Below are 19,741 nucleotides of genomic sequence, written 5' to 3'. Positions count from 1 at the left end.
TAGAATCAGCTCGCATCTCTTGCAGGTTTTGAAACTTTTTACCTTCGCCTCAGGTCTTTCTTGACGCAACATGCGTCGCCTGCGCCGCTCCTGCCCGGCGATTCATGGTGTTTGGTTGTCATGCCGGCGTTTCTCGCGCCGGTTTTTCGCGTGGAGAGCCACCCGCGCATTGAGGGCACGCAGTTCGTGCCGCGCAACCCGGCAAGCTTTTGCCGGATCGGCTTTCCAGACGGCGCATGCCGTATCCCCGATGCCGCTTACGCTTGCCGAGAGCGAGTGGTGTCTGATTTGCGCTCCGAATACGCGCTTTATTCGTATTCATCTGCGCAAATCATGCAACATTGGGAGTATCGATGAACACTTCGGTTTGGTGGGGTTCCGACACCCGCGCCGCGCAGATCATGCGCATCGCGCTCCGTCGCGGACGCCGTTTGAGTCACCATGTCTTCGCGATGGTCGGTTGTGCCGCCGTCGTCAGCGCGCTCGCACTGTGGTTGCTGCCTTCGTGGCGCACGAACTTTGCCGCAAAGATCATGCCTTTCGTGTCGGCCGCCGTTCAGGCGGGACCGGCTCGCCTGCTCGCGGGCCAGCCGTTGCCGCCGTTCTCGGCGGTGCATCATCCGTCTGGAGACGCCTCGCTGCCCGTGAACGTCGCCGCGAACACCGCGCCGTCGGACAGCCTCAAGGCGCCGTCGACGGGGCCATCGCTCGGCGCCGCCGCCAGCGACGACGCAAGCACGCATCAGCTCACCGGCGGCATCAGCCTCGCCGTGTCGCCTAACGGGCTCGACCCGCGCACCATGCCGTCCGTCGGCATGCTGGCGAGCATGATTCCCGCGCAACGCGTGGTCGCCGACGCACGCGACGACCGCGTGCTCGTTTCCACGCGCGAGCAGAAGCTCGTCTCGAACTTCATCGCGCGGCGTTATCGCGTAGCGGAAGAGCCGGTTGCCGAGCTCGTTCGCGCCGCGTTCGACACGGGCCGCGATGTCGGTCTCGATCCGCTGCTGCTGCTGTCCGTCATGGCGATCGAATCGGGCTTCAATCCGTATGCTGAAAGCGGCGTCGGCGCTCAGGGCCTGATGCAGGTGATGTCGAAGGTTCATTCCGACAAGTTCGAATACTTCGGCGGCTCGCACGCAGCGCTCGATCCGCTCGCGAATATCAAGGTCGGTGCGCTCGTGCTGAAGGATTGCATCGCGCGCGGCGGTTCGGTTGCGGGTGGCCTGCGCTACTACGTCGGTTCCTCGACGCAGGACGACGGCGGTTACGGCGCGAAGGTCCTGGCCGAGCGTACGCGTCTGCGCGATGTCGCACGCGGCCGCAACGTGCCGATCAACGCGCCGCAAGCGCCGGTTCAGGCTGCGCCGAAGCAGGTTCTGGCCTCGACGGCTGCGGACAAGCGCGTTCACGTGACCATCGATTCGAAGAAGTCGGTCTCGCAGGACGAAGGCGACGCGGAAACGAAGCACGTCGCATCGGCGGAGTTCGGCGCTTAAACATTTCGTCGGACGCAAAGAAAAGGGCACCTTTCACGGTGCCCTTTTTTCGTTCTTGCGATGCGCTTTTATCGGCGGAATAGCGTGCCCAGCCGCTCGACCGCTTCCTCAAGCTTCGAGTACGCCGTCGCATACGAAAGACGGATGTAGCGCTCCGGGGCATGAAAGCCGAAATCCACGCCCGGCACGAGCACGACGCCCGCGTCGTGGAGCATCGAATGCGTGAGCGCGTCGCTGTTGCCGGCGGCGGGGTGATGTACCGTCGTCGTATCGGCATAGACGTAGAACGCGCCGTCGGGCACCACCGGCACGCCGAAGCCGAGCGAACGCAGCGCCGGCACGATGTAATCGCGCCGCCGCTTGAATTCGAGGCGGCGCGATTCGTAGATCGCGATCGTCTGCGGCTCGAAACACGCGAGCGCCGCGTGCTGCGCCAGCGCCGACGCGCAGATGAACAGGTTCTGCGACAGCTTTTCGACCGCGTTCACCATCGCGTGCGGCACGACGAGCCAGCCGAGCCGCCAGCCGGTCATGTTGAAGTACTTGGAGAAGCTGTTCACGGTAACGACATCGTCGCCGAAGGAGAGGGCGGACACGGGCTTCGCGTCGTAGCTCAAACCCTGATAGATCTCGTCGACGATCGTGAAGCCGCCATGCGCACGCATCTTATCGACGATGCGCCGGAGCTCGTCCGGCTCGATCGACGTGCCCGTCGGATTCGACGGCGACGCGAGCAGCACGCCGCGCGTGGCCGGTCCCCAGTTTTCCTCGACATGCTCCGCCGTCAACTGAAAGCGCTCGGCCGGACCGCTCGCGATGAGCACCGGCTTGCCATCCGCCGCCGACACGAAATGCCGGTTGCACGGATAGCACGGATCGGGCATCAGCACTTCGTCGCCGTTATCGACGAGCGCCATGCACGCGAGCAGCAGCGCCGCCGACGCGCCCGCCGTCACGACGATCCGCTCCGGATCGACCGTGAGGCCGAACGTATCGCGATAATGCCGCGCGATCGCCTCGCGCAGGGGCGTGATGCCGAGCGCGTTGGTGTATTGCGTGACGCCGCGCTTCAATGCATCGGCGGCGGCGTTGATCACGGGCTCGGGCGCGGTGAAGTCCGGCTCGCCGATGCTCATGTGGATGATGTCGCGGCCCGCGCGCTCGAGCGCCTGAGCCTCTTTCATCAGCTCCATCACGTAGAACGGCTCGATCGCATCGACACGCGACGCAAGCCGGACGAGCGGTTCCGCACCCTGGTTCATTTATGCTCCGCGTCCGCGCGCCTGCGCCTCGGTGGGACGCATCACGACGGCGAGCTTGTCGAGCACGCCGTTCACATACTTGTAGCCGTCCGAGCCGCCGAAGGTCTTCGTCAGCTCGACCGCCTCGTTGATGACGACGCGATACGGCACGTCGATGTGGTGCTTGAACTCGAACGCGGCCACCAGCAGCACCGCGCGCTCGACCGGCGACAACTGCTCGATCGGGCGGTCGAGGCACGGCTGCAACTGCTCGGACAGCGCGGCGGATTCCTTGATCACGCCATGCAGGATCGCATCGAGATGCGCCTGATCGGCCTTGTCGAAGCCTTGTGCGTTGCGCAGTTGCGCGTCGATTTCGCCGGCGGGCGCGCCCGACAGCAGCCATTGATAAAGCCCTTGCGTCGCGAGTTCGCGCGAACGGCGTCGAGCGCTCTTCATGCGCGGTCCTCGTCTTCTTCGTCTTCGTCTTCATCGTCGCCGTCGAGCTGTTCGAGCGCGACGGAGAGATTCGCCATTTCGACCGCCACGCGTGCGGCGTCGCGGCCCTTTTCGGTCATGCGGGCGACGGCCTGCTCGTCGTTCTCGGTCGTCAGCACGGCGTTCGCCACCGGAATGCCGAAATCGAGCGCGATGCGCGAGATGCCCGAGCCGCTCTCGTTCGACACGAGCTCGAAGTGATACGTCTCACCGCGCACGACGGCGCCGAGCGCGATCAGCGCGTCGAACTGGCCGGATTCCGCGAGCTTCTGCAGCGCGAGCGGAATTTCGAGCGCGCCCGGCACGGTGACGAGCAGCACGTCCTGGCCGATCACGCCGAGGCGCTCCAGCTCCTCGATGCACGCGTCGGCGAGGCCGTTGCACACCGGTTCGTTGAAGCGCGACTGCACGATGCCGATGCGCAGGCCGTCGCCGTCGATATTCGGCTGGTATTGTCCGATTTCCATGAATGGTCCTTCCCTTGGAATTGTGTGGAATAGGGTTGTGCGGCCGGCGGTCTCAGACCGAGCGCAACTGGGTGATGGCGGTTTCCGTCGGCGCGGCGGTGGCGGGGCAGCCGGGCATCGGCACGAAGCCCGTCACTTCGAGCCCGTAGCCCGACATGCTGCCGAGTTTGCGCGGCGTCGCGAGCACTTCCATCTTGCCGACGCCGATATCGCGCAGAATCTGCGCGCCGATGCCGTAGGTCTTGAAGTCGATCGGGCGGCGCTTGAGTTCGGCCGCCTTGTCCTTCTGGTCGAAGGCGCGGAACACGTCGACGAGATGCTCCTTCGTGTCGCCGCAATTGAGCATGACGATCGCGCCGAGATCGCGCGCGGCGATTTCCTTCATCGCGGCGTCGATGGTCCACGAGTGCGTCGACGAATCGATTTCGAGCAGATCGAGCACCGAGAGCGGCTCGTGCACGCGCACCGGGGTGTCGCGGTCGGGATGCGGCGTGCCGCGCACGAGCGCGATGTGCGGCGAGTGCGTCGGCTCGTCGCGATACAGCACCGCGCGGAACGGGCCGTGCGCGGTCTGCATCGTGCGCTCGCAGACTTTCTCGATGATCGATTCGGTGCGGCTGCGGTAATGGATCAGATCGGCGATCGTGCCGATCTTGATGCCGTGTTGCTGGCCGAATTCGATGAGGTCCGGCAGGCGCGCCATCTCGCCGTCGTCCTTGATGATTTCGCAGATGACCGCGGCCGGCGTGAGGCCCGCGAGCGCGGTCAGGTCGCAGCCGGCTTCCGTGTGGCCCGCGCGCACGAGCACGCCGCCCGGCTGCGCCATGATCGGGAACACGTGGCCCGGCTGGACGATATGCTCGGCGCGCGCGTCGTGCGCGACCGCCGCGGCGATCGTCTTCGCCCGGTCCGACGCGGAAATGCCGGTCGTCACGCCTTCGGCCGCTTCGATGCTGACCGTGAACGCCGTGCCGTACTGCGTGCCGTTGCGGTGCGTCATGAGCGGCAGATTCAGTTGCTTGCAACGCTCCTGCGTGAGCGTGAGGCAGATGAGGCCGCGGCCGTGCTTCGCCATGAAGTTGATGGCTTCGGGCGTGACGAATTCGGCGGCGACGACGAGATCGCCTTCATTTTCGCGGTCTTCTTCGTCGACGAGGATCACCATCCGGCCGGCTTTCAGTTCAGCGATGATCTCAGGAGTGGAGGCGAGCGACATGATGACGTCCCGTGCGGGGTCCGGTTTGGGGAAAGCGCGTATTTTACGCCACGGCCGATGGACAGTCGCTGAAATCGGCGGGCAGCCGGGCGGGGAGGCTTCGTTGCAAAACGAGCAGCCCCAACGCCCGACAAAAGAGGCTCAGATCACTGCGCGCTCATCATCCGTTCGACATAGCGCGCGATCAGATCGATTTCCAGATTGACCTTCACGTCTTTGGCGAGCGCCTTGAGCGTCGTGACTTCGACGGTATGCGGAATCAGGTTGATGGAAAACTCGCAGCCATCGGCGCGGTCGCTGACGGAGTTCACGGTGAGACTCACGCCGTTCACCGTCACGGAACCCTTGTAGGCCAGATATTTGCCGATGTCCTTCGGCGCGACGATGCGCAATTCATGCGATTCGCCGACAGGCTCGAATTTCGACACGACGCCCAGTCCATCGACGTGGCCGGAGACGAGATGCCCGCCGAGCCGGTCGTGCGCGCGCAATGCCTTCTCCAGATTCACTTCGATGCCTGCATCGCCGAGCCCGACCGTCTTGTCGAGACTTTCGCGCGACACGTCGACATCGAACGCATCGGCCGACTTCCTGATCACCGTCATGCACGCGCCCTGGATCGCGATGCTGTCGCCGAGTTCGACATCGGCGAGATCGAGATCGCCCGCGGCGACCGTCAGACGAACGCCCGCTTCCGGCTCCGAGCCGAGCGGCGTGACTTTCTCGATGCGGCCCACCGCCGCGACAATTCCTGTAAACATCGCTTCGTTCCTTGAATCGGTGTGCAATCAGCTCGCAGCAATCGACTCGACGAAGCGCGCGAGTATGCGCAGATCGTCGCCGAGCCGGTCGATACGATGAAATTTCAGATGCGGCCGCGCATCGAGCGTTGCGGGCGGCGCGAAGTCGAACATGCCGGGCGCGTTGCCCAGCAGGCTCGGCGCGAGATACACCAGCAATTCGTCGACGCAGCCCTCGCGCAGCAGCGAGCCGTTCAGTTTGTGACCCGCTTCGACGTGCAACTCGTTGATGCCGCGATCGGCGAGCGCGGTGAGCATCGCGGGCAGATCGACCTTGCCGTGCTCGTTCGACAGCTCGATCAGGTCCGCGCCTTTCTCACGCAGCGCGTCGACGCGCGCCGGATCGGCGTCGGCGGCATGGAAGATCCACGGCGGCGCGCCTTCGAGAATGCGCGCTTCCTTCGGCACGTCGAGACGGCTGTCGATCAAGACGCGTTGCGGCTGGCGCGGCGTGTCCACCGCGCGCACGGTCAGTTGCGGATCGTCCTCGCGCACCGTGCCGATGCCCGTCAGGATCGCGCAGGCGCGGGCGCGCCACGCGTGGCCGTCGGCGCGCGCGTCCTCGCCGGTGATCCACTGGCTTTCGCCCGTCGGCAGGCCGGTGCGGCCGTCGAGCGTGGCCGCGACTTTCATGCGCACCCACGGACGGCGGCGCGTCATGCGCGACACGAAGCCGATGTTCATCTCCTGCGCCTCGTTCGCGAGCAGCCCGCAGCGCACGTCGATACCCGCATCGCGCAGCATCGTGAGGCCGCGACCGGACACCGACGGATTCGGATCTTCCATCGCGGCGATCACTTTCTCGACGCGCGCATCGATGAGCGCGTGCGCGCACGGCGGCGTGCGCCCGAAATGGCTGCACGGTTCGAGCGACACATACGCCGTCGCGCCGCGCGGATCCTTGCCGCGCGAACGGGCGTCCTTGAGCGCCTGCACTTCGGCGTGATCCTGGCCGGCCGGCTGCGTGTAGCCCATGCCGATCACTTCGCCGTTCTTGACGAGCACGCAGCCCACACGCGGATTCGGCGTGGTCGTGTACATGCCCTTCGACGCGAGCGCGAGCGCGCGCTCCATGTGGGTGAAGTCGGTTTGCGAGAACATCGGCGCGGCCCGCGAGCGTCAGGCGGCGAGCGACGCGAACGCGCCGCGCGCGGCGTCGATGGTCGCGTCGATCACGGCGTCATCGTGCGCGCTCGACACGAAGCCCGCTTCGAACGCCGACGGCGCGAAGTACACGCCCGCATCGAGCATCGCATGGAAGAACGCGTTGAAGCGCCTGGTGTCGCCCTGCTGGATCTGCGCGAAGCTGCCCGGCACCGAATCCATGAAGTACAGGCCGAACATGCCGCCGATCGAATCCGCGGAGAAGGGCACTTTCGCTTCGCGGGCGGCGGCGGTCAGGCCGTCGACCAGCTTGCGCGTCTGCTTCGCGAGATCGTCGTAGAAACCGCGGCGCTGGATCAGTTGCAGCGTCTTGAGGCCCGCGGCCACGGCGATCGGATTGCCCGACAGCGTGCCTGCCTGATACACGCCGCCCAGCGGCGCGAGATGGGCCATGATGTCGCGGCGTCCGCCGAACGCCGCCGCCGGCATGCCGCCGCCGATGACCTTGCCGAGGCACGTAAGGTCCGGCTTGATGCCGTAGACCTCTTGCGCGCCGCCGAGCGCGACACGGAAACCGCACATCACTTCGTCGAAGATCAGCACCGCGCCGTACTCGCTGCAGCGCTCGCGCAGCGCGTTGAGGAACTCGGGCGTCGCGCGCACGAGGTTCATGTTGCCCGCGACCGGCTCGACGATCACCGACGCGATCTCCGACCCGAACGCCCTGAACGCCTCGTCGAGCTGCTCGACGTTGTTGTACTCAAGCACGGTCGTGTGCTTCGCGATATCGGCGGGCACGCCCGCGGAAGTCGGATTGCCGAACGTCAGCAGGCCGGAACCGGCCTTCACGAGCAGGCTGTCCGCGTGCCCGTGATAGCAGCCCTCGAACTTGATGATGCGGCTGCGGTTCGTGAAGCCGCGCGCGAGGCGCAGCGCGCTCATCGTCGCTTCGGTGCCGGAGGAGACCATGCGCACCTGTTCGATCGACGGCACGAGCTTGCAGATTTCCTCGGCGATCTCGATTTCGGCTTCCGTCGGCGCGCCGAAGGAAAAGCCGTTCGCGAGCACGCGCTGCACGGCGTCGAGCACTTCAGGGTGGACGTGACCGAGGATCATCGGGCCCCACGAGCCGATGTAGTCGATATAGCGCTTGCCGTCGGCATCCCAGAAATACGCGCCTTCTGCGCGCTCGATGAAGCGCGGCGTGCCGCCGACCGAGCGGAACGCGCGCACCGGCGAGTTCACGCCGCCGGGAATGGTTCGCTGGGCGCGTTCGAAGAGAACTTGATTCTTGGACATGGATGAAGGCCTGCGCTGAAAGTGGAAGCGGGATTCGCGAAGGGCGGACCGGGCTCGAGCGGCGACGAGCGCGGCGTGCGAGACGCGCGGTCCGGCGCGAAAAATCGATGCTGAAATTGTACCGGAGTCGTTGCGAACGGGCGGTGTCGCGCCTATGACGACGGCGATCGTTTCGCGGGCGCGGACGGCGCGGGAGGCTGCGAGCGCCGGCCGGTTCGCGCAGTCCAGAGCTTTTCCAGCGCGCCCTCGGCAATAGGCTTGATGAGCGTGCCTGACATCTGCGCGTCCCACGTCTGCACGGAGAACGGATGCGCCCGCAATTCGTCGCGCGTGACGACGACTTCCTCGTGCGCATCGACGAGCCAGTCGTACACGAAGTCGATGCACAGCCGATAACCGCGTTTGCTTCCGGCGTCGGGCACTTCGTAAGGCGCGCGCGTCACCCAGCCCGACGCGAACACGCCCTTCGGCTCCTGCGACACGCGATGCACGAACACGCGATCGCCCGGCATGAGCCCGCGCGCGGTCCCGCAGCCCCATACATCGGCGACGGCATCGCCCGCGGCCACGCGCCGCGCGATGTCGGGCAACTCGGGCCACGGCCACTTTTTGGGGCTCCAGATCAGCAGAAAGGCGGTCATCGCGTCGATGAAACGGGAAGGAAAACGAGAGAAGAGCTTAGCGCAACGCGGCGATCAGGGCCGGATCACGGCGGGGCGTCGCGTACAATGATCGATCGCTTGCGCGGCACGAGGCCGTGTCGCATCCACTCATCCCCGTCTTGCGAACTTCATGTCCGACACCACCCGTCGCCGGCCCGATGGCCGGCTGATTCTGTTGCTCGGCGCGCTCGCCGCGTGCGGCCCGCTGTCGATCGACATGTATCTGCCGAGCCTGCCCTCGCTCGCCGCCTCGTTCGGCACGAGCCCGGCCGCCGCGCAGAGCACGCTCACGAGCTTCATGTTCGGCTTCTCGTTCGGCATGCTGCTCTATGGCCCGATGTCCGACGCCTACGGCCGCCGGCCCGTCCTGCTCGGGGGCATCGCGCTGTACGCGCTCGCGAGCATCGGCTGCGCGGTGGCGTTTTCGATCGATGCGCTCGTCCTCGTGCGCTTTCTGCAGGCGCTCGGTGCGGGCGCGGCGTCGGTGCTCGCACGCGCCATCGCCCGCGATGCCCACGAACCGGGCGACGCCGCCCGCGTGCTGTCGATGCTTTCCATCGTCACGTCGATCGGACCGTTGCTCGCGCCGCTGATCGGCGGGCAATTGCTGTTGCTCGGCGGCTGGCGGATCGTGTTCGTCGCGCTGACGCTCTTCGGCCTGACCTGCGCGGTGACCGCCTTTCTGCGCGTGCCCGAGACCTGGCCGAAAGAGAAGCGCGCGAGCGCGGCGGTCGGCAAGTCGTTCGCCGCGTACGGGCATCTGCTGACCGATCCCGTCACCTGGGGCCACATGATGTGCGGCGGCATGGCGTTCGCGTCGATGTTCGCGTACATCACCGCGACGCCGTTCGTCTATATCGATTACTTCCACGTGAAGCCGCAGTACTACGGGCTGCTGTTCGGGCTGAACATCATCGGGATCATCGCGGGGAATGTGCTCAACACGAAGTTCGTCGGGCGTGTCGGCGCGATGAAGATGATCTCGGCCGCGTCGTTCGTGAGCGTCGCGGCGGCGCTCGCGGTCGCCCTCGTGTCGCTGACGGGCTGGGGCGGCTTGTGGTCGATCGTGGCGACGCTGTTTTTCGTCGTCGGCGTGGTCGGTTTGCTGTCGGCCAATTGCACGACCGAACTGATGCACCGCTATCCGCGCAATGCGGGCGCGGCCGCCGCCGTGTTTGGCGCGATGCAACTCGCGCTCGGCGCGCTCGCGAGTCTCGCGGTCGGGCTTTTTCACGATGTGTCGCCGCACGGCATGGGCATTGTGATCGGCGTATGCGGCGTGCTGACCTTTGCCGGGCGCACGCTGGTGCTGCGCTCGCATGCGGTGCCGGTAAAGGTCTGAATCAGGCGAGCGGCCCGATCGTCGATGCGAGGAACGTGAACGCGGCCGCTTCCGCCTGCGCGATCGCTTCCGGCTCGACGCCCGCGCCGTGTCCGCCGTCGCCGGTTTCCTGATACCAGACGTTCGCGTGACCCTGCGCCTGCATCTTCGCGGCCATCTTGCGGGCGTGGCCGGGATGCACACGATCATCGCTCGTCGATGACGTGAAAAGCACCGGCGGATACGCGATATCCGCCTTCACGTTTTGATAAGGCGAGTACGCCATCAGATGACGCAGATCGGCGGCGTCGTCGGGATCGCCGTATTCGTCGATCCACGATGCGCCTTGCAGCAGCAAGTGAAAGCGCGCCATGTCGAGCAGCGGCACTTCGGACAACACCGCGCCGAACAACTCGGGCCGCTGGACCATGCACACGCCCGTGAGCAGGCCGCCGTTGCTGCCGCCGCGGATCGCCAGTTGCTTGGCCGTGGTGACGCCCGTATCGATGAGCGCCTCGGCCACCGCGTTGAAATCGTCGAAGGAAACCTGGCGATTTTCACGCAACGCCGCCTGATGCCACGCCGGACCGAATTCGCCGCCGCCGCGAATGTTCGCGACCGCGTAAAGCCCGCCGCGCTCGAGCCACGCGATGCCGGTCGTCGCGTCGTAGCCGGGATCGAGCGCGACTTCGAAGCCGCCGTAACCGTAGAGCAGGCAAGGGCGCGCGTCCGTGCGCGTGTCGACGTCACGTCCGATCAGCCAGTAGGGAATGCGCTCGCCGTCCGGCGCGACCGCGTGGCGGCGCACGGCCGAGAGGCCGGTCGCATCGAACTGTGCGGGAAGGCGCGCGAGCAGTTGCCACGGCGCGTCGTTCGCGAGATCCGCGTGATACAGCGACGGCGGCGTCAGAAAGTGCTCGACGTGGATGAGCACGGTGTCGTCGCGCTCGCTGTCGATCGAATCGACCCAGGACTGGCTCGCTTCCGGCAGCGCGAAGTCGCGCGCCTGCCACTCGCCTTCGAGCGTCGCGGGCGGGCGCAGCAGCGTGACGCGCGGCGTGCCGTCGTCCATCTGCGAGACGATCAGCCAGTGCTTCGTGAAGTCGATGCCGGCAAGTACGAGCCGATCGGATGGCGTGAACAACGCGGTGAAATGACGCGAGCCATCGAGAAACGCGTCGCGCCGGATCACGGTCAGCGTGCCGGGCGCGTAGCGACGGCCGCCCGCGTTCCAGAACTTGCGCGGCGTCACGAACAGCCAGCCGTTCCAGTGCTCGATTTCCGCGTGCGCCGGCAGGTCGTATTGGCGCCATTCGTTCGATGTCTCGTCGAGCCAATAGTTGAGCGTGTCATAAAACGACACCGCGCGCGATGCGAGATGCAGCTTTTCGATGGGATCGTAGTCCACGCCCGCCGATACATCGCGCCGGTTGCCGTCGAATACGACGGGCGCGTCCGCGAGCGGCGTGCCGCGCTTCCAGCGGCGCGCCTCGCGTGGAAAGCCGGATGTGGTGAGGGCGGGGCGCGGGTTCGTCTTGCTGTCGTCCCAGCCGACGTAGACCGTGTCGCGATCGATCCACGAGATATCGTGCTTGCCGACATCGGGCAGCACGAAGCCATCCGCGACGAAGCTTTTCGACGGGATGTCGAACTCGCGCACCATGCACGCGTCCGAGCCGCCCGGCGACAGGCTCACGAGCGCGCGATCGTAGTCGGGGTAGCGCATGTCGAAGTCGGCGAGCGCCCAGCGGGTGTCGTCGTTGTTGTTTGTGTTGAGTTCGAGGGCGTCGACGTCGAGGATCGTTTCCCACACGGGCGCGCCTGCGAGCCACGCGCTCCACGGCGTGCGGCGCACGATGCCGAGCGGATGCGCGTCGTCCTGCCAGGTGTTGTAGGCCCAGTCGCCATAGCGCGAGCACGAGACGATGCGGTCTTGCGATGTGTAGGCTTTTTCGAGCCGCTCGGCGAGCGCGCGCGCTTGCGGCGTGGTGCCGAACGCGGCTTCGGTGCGGCGGTTCTGGCTATCGACCCAGGCTTGCACGCGGGCGTCGTCGAGCGCTTCGAGGCCGATGAAGGGGTCGGGTGCGTCGGACGGGGTCCAGGCGAGGTCGGGATGCGAGGTGAGAAGAGTCATGCGGCAAGGGCACTTTGAAATGCAAAACGACGATTGTGCCTGCAATGGGGCGAAGGGGGTATCGTGGCGGTCTGGAATGCGTCGGGCTTCTATGGATGGCCTGATTTCGTGTCGGTCTATTGGCGTTGCCCCTGTGCGGGGCGGCACCTACTTTCTTTGCTGCTGCAAAGAAAGTAGGCAAAGAAAGCAGCTCGTTTAAGCCCGCGGTCACACGCACGTTGGCCATGCTTGCCAGCCGTCGATGGCACTCGCCTAAGTGTCGCCCTCAAAGGACTGACCGGGCTTGGATCGCGCACGGTCTGTCGCCTCGTGCCGCTTCACTGACTGGTTCAGCACCAAGTGGCTCCGGCCCGCTTCGCGGCCGACGGGTCAATCGGGTCGGCGCGGACCTTCTTGCTAACGCCGCCATCTCACCGCATTCGTGTTTCGTTGGTTTTCGTTGCATACCCGGCGGCAGCGCGTAGCGCTGTGCCGAAGCTATTTGGTGCTGAACCAGCGCGCTCAAACATTTGGGGCGGCAGACCGTGCGCGAGCCAAGACCGGTCAGTCTTTTGGGGGCGACACTTAGAAGCCGTTGCGGAAATAGGAATAGAGCACTGTTAACTTTTCTTGTGAGTTGGTAGCTTCCTGGATTGTTTGCTCATGCAGGAAGCGATGACTAAAGAACTTATAGACGACGAACTGTGGTCATTCATCGAACCGCTGTTGCCTGTTCGGCCTTCGCGCAATCGGCGCCACGCTGGGCGCAAACCGATTGCAGATCGAGCGGTGCTCAACGGCATCATCTTTGTCCTGCGCTCGGGCACGGCGTGGAATCTGCTACCGCAGGAACTCGGTTGGGGCTCGGGCAGCGTGTGCTGGCGTCGACTCGACGCATGGCAGAAGGCCGGTGTCTGGCAACGCATCCACGAAGCGTTACTCGCCGAATTGCGCCGACGCGGCCAACTCGATCTGGAGCGCGCCATCGTCGACAGCTCTTCTATTCGCGCCGTATCGGCGGGAAAAAAACTGGTCCGAACCCCACGGACAGGCGCAAGCTCGGCAGCAAGCATCACCTTATTGTCGAGGCGCAAGGCATTCCGCTCGCAGTCATCCTGAGCGGCGCGAACTGTCACGACATCAAGCAACTGAATGCGCTGGTCGCGGCCATTCCGCCGATTCGCGGCAAGCGAGGCCGACCATTGCGCAAACCCGGCATCGTCCAAGGCGATCGAGGATACAGTTCCAATAAGCACCGGCAGGCGTTGCGCAAGCAAGGCATCGTGCCGGAACTCGCCCGTATCGGCGCACCGCACGGTAGCGGTCTGGGCAAAACGCGCTGGGTCGTCGAGCGCTCGATTGCCTGGCTGCATAACTTTCGACGCCTGAAGATTCGTTATGAACGATATGACTATATTCACGAGGCTTTCCTTTCGCTCGCGTGCGCGCTGATTTGCTGGAACCGGCTTAAGAATTCATGAACTTAATTCTGCAACAGCTTCTTAGGCGAGTGCCATTGGCGGCTGGCAAGCATGGCCAACGTGCGTGTGACCGCGGGCTTAAACGAGCTGCTTTCTTTGGTTACTTTCTTTGCAGCAGCAAAGAAAGTGACTGCCGCCCCGCACAGGGGCAGTGCTAATAGACCGACGCGCAAACGGGATCCGGCGAAACACTGAAGCGTGTCATGACATTTCGCCAAGAACCTTCGCATATCTAAAAATACCTAACACACTCTAGGCCACCAGCCTTTCCAGTTCCTGACTCATGTCAGGCGCGATTTCCCGGGCTTCCTTCGCCAGATTGACCTGCTTTACTGTCTTGGCGACTTCGAGCAGATCCGCATCGATGCGGTACCCTCCGCGCTCGTTCAGCCACGAGAGAATATCGGAAAGGTGCCAAACGGACGGATTGCCTTCATGAACCGGTGCGGGGAATTCCATCGCGTTCGCGAGCATCAGCTTGCGCATGTTCTGACGCGTCATTCCCGTTGCTTCGGCTACATCCGTCAGACCGACAAAGTCCGGCGCTGCTTCGATCAGGCGTGCGGAAGGAATCGCCTGCTTCACGTTTTGTAGCGCCGATAAAATGGCGCTGCAGGCGTCGAAGCCAGTCCTCCTGAAGGCGAGTGCAATTCGTCCTGGCTGACCAATCCCGATGGTCGCGTCATCGCATCCGGCCTCGGCGAGCCGTTCCACAAGTTGCTCGTGGTCGCAGTCTTCTGCCGACAACAGATACTTGAGAGTGAACACGTACTTCATGAGGGATTCCTGCTGCTCCGCATCTGCGGCTTATCCGGCAGTTTCTTTTCTGCGCGTCGTACAGTTGTCGACAACCCGTCTCAAGTCGTTCGCGTGATTCTCCGCATTGCGCAGGTTGTCAAGTGACAACCTGCGCGACCTTCATCGCGATTCATGACGCAGGCGTTCCATCGCACGCCCCGCGTCAATCTTATCGAGAGATCGCTACATGTGAAGATAGTAAGTAATCCGAAATATGCTTCGGGAACTCGACAGCCGATCCAGATCAATCCAATCCCGCAAAAAAAAACGCCACGGCTAACCGTGGCGTCTCATCAATCGAACAGCAACCTCAAGCCAGCCGCTCTTCCGTCTGCGGATCGAACAACACGGCCTTCGACACATCGAACAGCAGCGTCATGTTCGACGTCGGCTGCGGATTCGACGCCGGGTGCACACGCGACACGATGCGCTTCCCATTCACCTGCGCAAACACGAGCGTGTCCGGGCCGGTCGGCTCGATCACATCGACGCGCACGTCGACCGGTTGCAGGCTCGCATCCGACACATCGTGCGCGCTGCGCGAATCGGTGATGCGCTCGGGGCGCAGACCGAGGATCACGTCCTGACCGACCTTGCCACGCAGCCGGCCCGCGTCGAACGGCAGATTCAACACCTTCTGCGCGACGCCCGTATCGAGCTGCAAACCAACACCCGAGCCCGATTCGACGAGCTTGCCGGCGATGAAATTCATCGGCGGCGCGCCGATGAAGCCCGCGACGAACAGGTTGGAAGGCGAGTCGTAGATTTCCTGCGGCGCGCCGAACTGCTGCACGATGCCGTCCTTCATCACCGCGATGCGATCGCCGAGCGTCATCGCTTCGATCTGGTCGTGCGTCACGTAGACGATCGTCGTGCCGAGGCGCTGATGCAGCAGCTTGATCTCGGAGCGCATCTCGATACGCAGCTTCGCATCGAGGTTCGAAAGCGGCTCGTCGAACAGGAACATCACGGGGTCGCGCGCGAGCGCACGGCCCATTGCAACGCGCTGGCGCTGGCCGCCCGACAACTGCCCCGGCTTGCGATCGAGCAGATGACCGATCTGCAGCGTCTCCGAGACGCGATCGACGATCTTCTTCTGCTCGTCCTTCGGCACCTTGCGGATGTTCAGGCCGAACGAGATGTTGTCGCGCACGCTCATCGAAGGGTAGAGCGCGTAGGACTGGAACACCATCGCGATGTCGCGATCCTTCGGCGAGAGATTGTTGACCGTCTTGCCGTCGATCATGATGTCGCCGCGCGTCACGGTCTCGAGACCCGCGATCATGTTGAGCAAGGTCGATTTGCCGCAGCCCGAGCCGCCGACGAGGATCAGGAACTGACCGTCCTCGATGTCGATGTTGACGCCCTTGAGAACCGGCACCCCGTTCGGGTAGGTCTTGTACACGTCACGGATGGAAAGGCTTGCCATGTGAATCCTCTATATCTCTATCGAACGAAGTCGATTAACCCTTCACCGCGCCGGCCGTCAGCCCGCGCACGAAATAACGTCCCGCGATCATGTAGACGAGAATCGTCGGCAATGCGGCGATGATCGCGCCCGCCATGTCGACGTTGTATTCCTTCACGCCCGTCGACGTGTTCACGAGATTGTTCAGCGCGACCGTGATCGGCATGGAATCCACGCCCGAAAACACGATACCGAACAGGAAGTCGTTCCAGATCTGCGTGAACTGCCAGATCAGGCAGACCATGAAGATCGGCAGCGACACCGGCAGCAGGATCTTCGTGAAGATCGTGAAGAAGCCCGCGCCGTCGATGCGCGCCGCCTTCACGAGCTCGGCCGGAATGCTCACGTAAAAGTTGCGGAAGAACATCGTCGTGAACGCGATGCCGTAGATCACGTGAACCAGCACGAGGCCGGTCGTCGTGTTCGACAGGCCGAGAAAACCCTGCAGGCGCGCCATCGGCAGAAGAATCGCCTGGAAGGGGATGAAGCAGCCGACGAGCAGCATCGTGAAAAGGCCGTCCGCGCCGCGAAAGCGCCAGTGCGTGAGCACATAGCCATTGAACGCGCCGATGAACGACGAGATCAGCACGGCGGGAATCACCATGCGCACGGAGTTCATGAAGAACGGCTCCATGCCGTCGCAACGCACGCCGGTACACGCGCCCGACCACGCCTTGATCCACGGATCGAAGGTGAAGTGCGTGGGCGGCGTGAGCAGGTTGCCCGTGCGAAGCTGGTCGAGATCCTTGAAGGACGTCGACAGCATCACGTAGATCGGGAACAGGAAGTAAAGCGCGAAAAGTATGAGCACCGCATAGATGACGGCGCGGCTCAGGGTCATCTTAGGCTGCATTGCGAGTGCTCCTCGATTCGAGATACATGAGCGGCACGAGCACCGCGACGACCGTGGCGAGCATCATCATCGACGACGCGGCGCCCACGCCGAGCTGACCACGGTTGAACGAGAACGTGTACATGAAGATCGCCGGCAGCGACGACGACGTGCCCGGCCCGCCCGCCGTCAACGCGACGACCAGGTCGAAGGTCTTGATCGTGATGTGGCAGAGAATCAGCAGCACGGAGAAGAACACCGGCCGCATGCTCGGAATCACGATCTTGCGGTAAATGGTCGGCAATCCCGCGCCGTCCATCTGCGCCGCCTTGAAGATTTCACTATCGACGCCGCGCAGGCCGGCGAGGAAGAGCGCCATCACGAAGCCTGTCGATTGCCAGACGGCCGCGATCACGACGCAGAAAATCGCCTTGTCCGGGTCGCCCAGCCAGTTGAACGAGAAGCTCGTCCAGCCCCAGTCGTGGAACACTTTCTCCAGACCGAGGCCCGGGTTCAGAATCCACTGCCAGGCCGTGCCCGTCACGATGAACGAGAGCGCCATCGGGTAGAGGAAGATCGCGCGCAATGCGCCTTCGTTGCGGATCTTCTGATCGAGAAGGATCGCAAGGAAAAGGCCGAGGAACACGCAAATCGCAATGAAAGGGATGCCGAACCAGCCGAGATTGGCGGCGGAAGTCCACCAGACGTCGTTGGCGAAGAGCTGTCGATAGCGGTCCAAGCCCGCGAAATCGTAGCGCGGCATGAGCCGCGATTCGGAGAGTGACAGATACCCGGTGATGGCGATGAAGCCGTAGACGAAAACGAGCGCGATCACGACGCTGGGAGCGAGCACCAGCTTCGGAATCAGGCGATCGGCGAGCGCCGCCGTCGGTGAGACGCGACGGGGCGGATTTTGCGGCTTCTTGTCCGCGGTGATGGAGGCAGTCACGACTCGACTCCTGGAAGATGCGCCGGCGCTTGGGTGCGTTGAGGTGCGTTTAGGTGCACTGAAAGGCGCTTCTGTGGCGAATGCCTGCTGGCGCTGAAAGATGCGACGTTACAGATGCGGTCCTGCTTCGTCTTGCGCCGCCCGGCGCATGCATGGGCACACGCGCCGGGCGGAAACTGCCTTACTTCGTCTTGGCGGCGTTCGCGAGCGCGGCGACCGCGCTCTTCGAATCCTGCGACGAATTCATGAACTTCGTCACGACGTCGGTCATGGCGCCGGCGACTGCATCGCCCTGAGCCATGCCGTGCGCGAGCGACGGAACATAGCCGCCCGATTTGATCGCCGTCTGTTCATCAGAGTAGGACTTCTTCGCGCAGTCGTCGAACTTGTCCATCGGCACGCCGAGACGGACCGGGATCGATCCCTTGTTCAGGCTGAACTGCTCCTGGAACTCCGGCGTCATGATGGTCTTCGCGAGCGCGAGCTGGCCCGGCGTCGCGGCCTTCTGGCCCTTCTGCTGGAAGAACACGAACGAGTCGACGTTGAACGTGTAGGCCTTTTCCGTGCCCGGCACCGGCGCGCAGATGTAGTCCGTGCCCGCCTTCTTGTTCGCGCCGGCGAATTCGCCCTTCGCCCAGTCGCCCATGAACTGCATGCCGGCCTTGCCGTTGATGACCATGGCCGTTGCGAGGTTCCAGTCACGGCCCGTGCGGCCGCTGTCGAAGTAGCCCTGAATCTTGCGGACCGTGTCGAACACCTGAACCATCTTGTCCGAGGTCAGCGTCTTCTGGTCGAGATCGACGATCGCCTTCTTGTAGAAGTCCGCGCCCTGCGACAGCACGACGTCTTCCCACAGCGTCAGGTCCTGCCACGGCTGGCCGCCCATCGCGATCGGCATGATGCCCGCGGCCTTCATCTTGTCGGCGACCTGGAAGAACTCGTTCCAGTTGGTCGGCACCTTGCCGCCGGCCTTGTCCAGCGCGGCCTTGTTGATGTACAGCCAGTTCACGCGGTGCACGGAGAAGGGCGCCGCGACGTAGTGGCCGTCCGCGTGGATGATCTTGTCGATCTCAGGCGGTAGGTTCTTCTTCCAGTCGCCCGCGACGGAATCGATCGGCACGAGCACGCCCTGCTCGGCCCATTCCTGGATCAGCGGACCCTTGATCTGCGCCGCCGACGGCGCGTTGCCCGAGATCACCTGCGTCTTCAGTGCGGTCATCGCGGCCGCGCCCGCGCCGCCCGCGACAGCGAAGTCCTTCCAGGTGTAACCCTGCTTCGTCATGTCGTCCTTCAGCACGCCGACAGCCTTGGATTCGCCGCCGGACGTCCACCAGTGCAGCACGGAAACAGCCTCGGCAGCCTGAACCGCCGACGCCGTCGCGCCGCACAGAAGACCTGCGGCGCACAGCGCGCCCATGAGCTTACGGACTTTCATTGTTTATCTCCTCCAGACACCAGAACAAGAAACGATTGGCTCCCGATGCCGCCAGAAGCATGGGTAAGAAGCGTTGTCAAAAAAACGGCAAAACTGGATGGCCGGAAATCGGCGATGTCGGCGGGGAAGCGGCAGCGCGGGTCACCACGAACGCAGCGTGCCGGGCCGGCAGACCGATTTACGGCCGCACGGCTCTCAAGAGATGAGTGGGTTCAATCGCAACGGCTGTCTCCTCTTTTGATTTTTGCCGGGCCGTTTGAACTTGCCCCGAAGGGCGCGCTCGACGGCGAGGCGCGAGGCCGGGCGCACGGGAGCCGCAAGGGACGCTTCTCTGTGAAAAGCGGCGAGCCGCGGGCTCCGTTAACATGCGCACAGAACGTCTGACCGGAAAAAAGCCGTCACCAGATTTGACTGATTGACATGTCTTATTTTCCGTCGATGACATTTCCTCTTGATTTGGATTGTAGTTAAACTACAATTCAGTGTCAAAAAAAATTTTATCGGACTACGGCGTCATTCGTGGTCTCATTGGGCGGCACGCCCCGATTCGACTCACAT

18 protein-coding genes are annotated in these 19,741 nt (G+C 63.9%); 4 read left to right on the top strand and 14 right to left on the bottom strand.

Annotated features, from left to right (window positions below):
- Positions 1–120: 120 nt before the first annotated feature.
- Both ACEN42_RS11210 and ACEN42_RS11205 read left to right on the top strand, forming a co-directional pair.
- The gene (locus tag ACEN42_RS11210; protein WP_371879953.1) at positions 121–357 is read left to right on the top strand and encodes a hypothetical protein; all 237 of its coding nucleotides are present in this window, start codon (positions 121–123) and stop codon (positions 355–357) included.
- Positions 354–1,499: a transglycosylase SLT domain-containing protein gene (locus tag ACEN42_RS11205; RefSeq protein ID WP_371879952.1), complete on the top strand. Its 1,146-nt coding sequence runs from the start codon at positions 354–356 to the stop codon at positions 1,497–1,499. Before ACEN42_RS11210 ends, ACEN42_RS11205 begins: the two co-directional genes overlap by 4 nt.
- A gap of 68 nt (positions 1,500–1,567) precedes the next feature.
- Here ACEN42_RS11205 and ACEN42_RS11200 read toward each other — a convergent pair whose 3' ends face one another.
- The 8 genes from ACEN42_RS11200 to ACEN42_RS11165 form a co-directional block, all read right to left on the bottom strand.
- Entirely contained in the window at positions 1,568–2,761 is a 1,194-nt protein-coding gene (locus tag ACEN42_RS11200) for a pyridoxal phosphate-dependent aminotransferase (RefSeq protein ID WP_371879951.1), read from the bottom strand.
- Entirely contained in the window at positions 2,762–3,199 is a 438-nt protein-coding gene (nusB, locus tag ACEN42_RS11195; protein WP_061118886.1) for a transcription antitermination factor NusB, read from the bottom strand.
- Positions 3,196–3,705, bottom strand: coding sequence for a 6,7-dimethyl-8-ribityllumazine synthase (ribH, locus tag ACEN42_RS11190; protein WP_035505424.1), 510 nt, complete (start codon positions 3,703–3,705; stop codon positions 3,196–3,198). The genes nusB and ribH overlap by 4 nt, the downstream gene beginning before the upstream one ends.
- A gap of 52 nt (positions 3,706–3,757) precedes the next feature.
- Positions 3,758–4,921, bottom strand: coding sequence for a bifunctional 3,4-dihydroxy-2-butanone-4-phosphate synthase/GTP cyclohydrolase II (gene ribBA, locus ACEN42_RS11185; protein WP_250483246.1), 1,164 nt, complete (start codon positions 4,919–4,921; stop codon positions 3,758–3,760).
- A 146-nt stretch (positions 4,922–5,067) separates the two neighbouring features.
- Positions 5,068–5,682 (bottom strand): riboflavin synthase, encoded by a 615-nt coding sequence (locus ACEN42_RS11180; protein WP_371879950.1) that lies wholly within the window; start codon positions 5,680–5,682, stop codon positions 5,068–5,070.
- A gap of 27 nt (positions 5,683–5,709) precedes the next feature.
- A complete protein-coding gene (gene ribD, locus ACEN42_RS11175; RefSeq protein WP_371879949.1) occupies positions 5,710–6,822 on the bottom strand; it encodes a bifunctional diaminohydroxyphosphoribosylaminopyrimidine deaminase/5-amino-6-(5-phosphoribosylamino)uracil reductase RibD in 1,113 nt (370 codons plus the stop codon).
- A gap of 18 nt (positions 6,823–6,840) precedes the next feature.
- Complete coding sequence (gene hemL / locus ACEN42_RS11170; RefSeq protein ID WP_371879948.1) at positions 6,841–8,124, bottom strand: glutamate-1-semialdehyde 2,1-aminomutase; 1,284 nt, start codon at positions 8,122–8,124, stop codon at positions 6,841–6,843.
- 152 nt (positions 8,125–8,276) lie between these two features.
- Positions 8,277–8,765: a hypothetical protein gene (locus ACEN42_RS11165; RefSeq protein WP_371879947.1), complete on the bottom strand. Its 489-nt coding sequence runs from the start codon at positions 8,763–8,765 to the stop codon at positions 8,277–8,279.
- Positions 8,766–8,916: 151 nt separating this feature from the next.
- On the opposite strand from ACEN42_RS11165, the gene ACEN42_RS11160 reads away from it, so the two are divergent.
- The gene (locus ACEN42_RS11160; RefSeq protein ID WP_250483250.1) at positions 8,917–10,128 is read left to right on the top strand and encodes a Bcr/CflA family multidrug efflux MFS transporter; all 1,212 of its coding nucleotides are present in this window, start codon (positions 8,917–8,919) and stop codon (positions 10,126–10,128) included.
- A 1-nt stretch (position 10,129) separates the two neighbouring features.
- Here ACEN42_RS11160 and ACEN42_RS11155 read toward each other — a convergent pair whose 3' ends face one another.
- A complete protein-coding gene (locus ACEN42_RS11155; protein ID WP_371879946.1) occupies positions 10,130–12,241 on the bottom strand; it encodes a prolyl oligopeptidase family protein in 2,112 nt (703 codons plus the stop codon).
- 654 nt (positions 12,242–12,895) lie between these two features.
- On the opposite strand from ACEN42_RS11155, the gene ACEN42_RS11150 reads away from it, so the two are divergent.
- Positions 12,896–13,701 (top strand): IS5 family transposase gene (locus ACEN42_RS11150; protein ID WP_371879831.1). Its coding sequence is split into 2 segments (ribosomal slippage): positions 12,896–13,244 and positions 13,244–13,701, totalling 807 coding nucleotides; the frame shifts between segments, so codons are not numbered across the junction.
- A 252-nt stretch (positions 13,702–13,953) separates the two neighbouring features.
- On the opposite strand, the gene ACEN42_RS11145 is transcribed toward ACEN42_RS11150, so the two are convergent.
- The 5 genes from ACEN42_RS11145 to ACEN42_RS11125 form a co-directional block, all read right to left on the bottom strand.
- Positions 13,954–14,478, bottom strand: coding sequence for a helix-turn-helix transcriptional regulator (locus tag ACEN42_RS11145; protein ID WP_371879945.1), 525 nt, complete (start codon positions 14,476–14,478; stop codon positions 13,954–13,956).
- Positions 14,479–14,809: 331 nt separating this feature from the next.
- The gene (locus tag ACEN42_RS11140) at positions 14,810–15,928 is read right to left on the bottom strand and encodes an ABC transporter ATP-binding protein (protein ID WP_035506187.1); all 1,119 of its coding nucleotides are present in this window, start codon (positions 15,926–15,928) and stop codon (positions 14,810–14,812) included.
- Positions 15,929–15,962: 34 nt separating this feature from the next.
- The gene (locus ACEN42_RS11135) at positions 15,963–16,820 is read right to left on the bottom strand and encodes a carbohydrate ABC transporter permease (protein WP_035506188.1); all 858 of its coding nucleotides are present in this window, start codon (positions 16,818–16,820) and stop codon (positions 15,963–15,965) included.
- Entirely contained in the window at positions 16,810–17,748 is a 939-nt protein-coding gene (locus ACEN42_RS11130; RefSeq protein WP_035506189.1) for a carbohydrate ABC transporter permease, read from the bottom strand. Before ACEN42_RS11130 ends, ACEN42_RS11135 begins: the two co-directional genes overlap by 11 nt.
- 181 nt (positions 17,749–17,929) lie before the next feature.
- Positions 17,930–19,183 (bottom strand): ABC transporter substrate-binding protein, encoded by a 1,254-nt coding sequence (locus tag ACEN42_RS11125; RefSeq protein WP_187607192.1) that lies wholly within the window; start codon positions 19,181–19,183, stop codon positions 17,930–17,932.
- Positions 19,184–19,741 lie beyond the last annotated feature (558 nt).

Origin of the sequence: Caballeronia sp. S22 (genome assembly GCF_964261745.1) — a bacterium.
GTDB classification, from domain to species: Bacteria; Pseudomonadota; Gammaproteobacteria; order Burkholderiales; family Burkholderiaceae; genus Caballeronia; species Caballeronia jiangsuensis.
Note: the sequence above shows the minus strand (reverse complement) of the source record. Positions and strands in the feature narration are given on the sequence as shown.

Coding starts and splice junctions, on each gene's coding strand:
- ribD (WP_371879949.1), bottom strand. CDS start 6,822: ATGTTCTCGCAAACCGACTTCACCCACATGGAGCGCGCGCTCGCGCTC.
- ACEN42_RS11135 (WP_035506188.1), bottom strand. CDS start 16,820: ATGCAGCCTAAGATGACCCTGAGCCGCGCCGTCATCTATGCGGTGCTC.
- ribH (WP_035505424.1), bottom strand. CDS start 3,705: ATGGAAATCGGACAATACCAGCCGAATATCGACGGCGACGGCCTGCGC.
- ACEN42_RS11145 (WP_371879945.1), bottom strand. CDS start 14,478: ATGAAGTACGTGTTCACTCTCAAGTATCTGTTGTCGGCAGAAGACTGC.
- ACEN42_RS11165 (WP_371879947.1), bottom strand. CDS start 8,765: ATGACCGCCTTTCTGCTGATCTGGAGCCCCAAAAAGTGGCCGTGGCCC.
- ACEN42_RS11200 (WP_371879951.1), bottom strand. CDS start 2,761: ATGAACCAGGGTGCGGAACCGCTCGTCCGGCTTGCGTCGCGTGTCGAT.
- ribBA (WP_250483246.1), bottom strand. CDS start 4,921: ATGTCGCTCGCCTCCACTCCTGAGATCATCGCTGAACTGAAAGCCGGC.
- ACEN42_RS11160 (WP_250483250.1), top strand. CDS start 8,917: ATGTCCGACACCACCCGTCGCCGGCCCGATGGCCGGCTGATTCTGTTG.
- nusB (WP_061118886.1), bottom strand. CDS start 3,199: ATGAAGAGCGCTCGACGCCGTTCGCGCGAACTCGCGACGCAAGGGCTT.
- ACEN42_RS11180 (WP_371879950.1), bottom strand. CDS start 5,682: ATGTTTACAGGAATTGTCGCGGCGGTGGGCCGCATCGAGAAAGTCACG.
- ACEN42_RS11140 (WP_035506187.1), bottom strand. CDS start 15,928: ATGGCAAGCCTTTCCATCCGTGACGTGTACAAGACCTACCCGAACGGG.
- ACEN42_RS11155 (WP_371879946.1), bottom strand. CDS start 12,241: ATGACTCTTCTCACCTCGCATCCCGACCTCGCCTGGACCCCGTCCGAC.
- hemL (WP_371879948.1), bottom strand. CDS start 8,124: ATGTCCAAGAATCAAGTTCTCTTCGAACGCGCCCAGCGAACCATTCCC.
- ACEN42_RS11210 (WP_371879953.1), top strand. CDS start 121: ATGCCGGCGTTTCTCGCGCCGGTTTTTCGCGTGGAGAGCCACCCGCGC.
- ACEN42_RS11205 (WP_371879952.1), top strand. CDS start 354: ATGAACACTTCGGTTTGGTGGGGTTCCGACACCCGCGCCGCGCAGATC.
- ACEN42_RS11125 (WP_187607192.1), bottom strand. CDS start 19,183: ATGAAAGTCCGTAAGCTCATGGGCGCGCTGTGCGCCGCAGGTCTTCTG.